Origin of the sequence: Sphingomonas sp. 66-10 (genome assembly GCF_001897045.1) — a bacterium.
GTDB classification, from domain to species: Bacteria; Pseudomonadota; Alphaproteobacteria; order Sphingomonadales; family Sphingomonadaceae; genus Sphingomonas; species Sphingomonas lycopersici.
In genome coordinates this window covers 1-1,691 of the sequence record NZ_MKRR01000022.1, presented here as the reverse complement: position 1 = coordinate 1,691, position 1,691 = coordinate 1, and the positions used below count along the sequence as shown (strand labels likewise).

Below are 1,691 nucleotides of genomic sequence, written 5' to 3'. Positions count from 1 at the left end.
CATCGCGCCGCCCGCGCCGGCCTTCATCTCGTGCATCTCGGTGCGCACCGCGACATCGGTGGCGACGCTGATCAGGGTCGCGTCGGTCGGGCCGCCGTGAAGCGTGAAATAGCCCGCCGCCGGGCGGCCCGGCACCGCCGCGAGCCGCACCCAGGCGTCGCTCACCGACAGTTGCGGTGCCTGCGAACAGCCCGCCAGCGCCGCGATGCCAACGGTCAAAGCCACCACGCTGCGCACGACCATTTTCTCCCTTTACCGAACAATGCGCGGAACCTAGCTGCGGCGCCTTCTTGCGGCAACACGCACGACACCTATATCCGCCCGGTCAACATCGTTCCGTGTCGCCGCTTCACGGGGCACGGCGCAGTTTAAATGTAGGGGCTAGAAGAGCACTCATGGCAAAAGTTATCGGTATCGACCTCGGCACCACCAATTCGTGCGTTGCGGTCATGGAGGGCGGCAAGCCCAAGGTGATCGAAAATGCCGAAGGTGCGCGCACCACGCCCTCGATCGTCGCCTTCGCCAAGGATGGCGAGCGGCTGATCGGCCAGCCGGCGAAGCGCCAGGCCGTGACCAACCCGGATAATACGATTTTCGCGGTGAAGCGCCTGATCGGCCGCCGCTTCGACGACCCCGTGACCAAGAAGGACACCGAACTGGTCCCCTATAAGATCGCGCGCGGGCCGAACGGCGACGCCTGGGTCGAGGCCGGCGGCAAGGATTACAGCCCGTCGCAGATCTCCGCCTTCATCCTGCAGAAGATGAAGGAAACCGCCGAATCGTTCCTCGGCGAGGCGGTGACGCAGGCGGTGATCACCGTTCCGGCTTATTTCAACGACGCCCAGCGTCAGGCGACCAAGGACGCCGGCCAGATCGCGGGCCTCGAAGTGCTGCGCATCATCAACGAGCCGACCGCGGCGGCTTTGGCCTATGGGCTGGAGAAGCAGGACGGCAAGACGATCGCGGTCTATGACCTTGGCGGCGGCACCTTCGACATCTCGATCCTCGAGATCGGCGACGGCGTGTTCGAGGTGAAGGCGACCAACGGCGACACCTTCCTCGGCGGCGAAGACTTCGATTCGAAGATCGTCGAATATCTCGCGGAAGGCTTCAAAAAGGACGAGGGCATCGACCTCACCAAGGACAAGCTTGCGCTGCAGCGGCTCAAGGAAGCCGCGGAAAAGGCGAAGATCGAGCTGTCCTCGGCGCAGACCACCGAGGTCAACCTGCCCTTCATCACCGCCGATCAGAACGGCCCGAAGCACCTCGTCAAGACGATCACCCGCGCCGATCTGGAGAAGCTGGTCGAAAGCCTGATCCAGCGCACGCTGGAGCCGTGCCGCAAGGCGCTGGCCGATGCGGGGATGAAGGCCGACGAGATCGCCGATGTCGTGCTCGTCGGCGGCATGACCCGCATGCCACGCGTCCGCGAAGTGGTGAAGAACTTCTTCGGCAAGGAGCCGCACACCGGCGTCAACCCCGATGAGGTGGTGGCGATGGGCGCGGCGATCCAGGCCGGCGTGCTGCAGGGCGACGTCAAGGACGTACTGTTGCTCGACGTGACCCCGCTGTCGCTGGGCATCGAGACTTTGGGCGGCGTGTTCACCCGCATGATCGATCGCAACACGACGATCCCGACCAAGAAGTCGCAGACCTACTCCACCGCTGACGACAATCAGCAGGCGGTGACG

Annotated in this window: 2 protein-coding genes; one reads left to right on the top strand and one right to left on the bottom strand. The window is 64.5% G+C overall.

Annotation, left to right across the window (positions count from 1 at the left end; all coding sequences use genetic code 11):
* A partial coding sequence (locus tag BGN95_RS02670) for a copper chaperone PCu(A)C domain-containing protein (RefSeq protein WP_286771542.1) occupies positions 1-243 on the bottom strand: 243 nt, incomplete at its 3' end.
* A gap of 152 nt (positions 244-395) precedes the next feature.
* On the opposite strand from BGN95_RS02670, the gene dnaK reads away from it, so the two are divergent.
* The coding region (dnaK, locus tag BGN95_RS02665; RefSeq protein WP_286771541.1) for a molecular chaperone DnaK at positions 396-1,691 on the top strand (1,296 nt) is incomplete at its 3' end.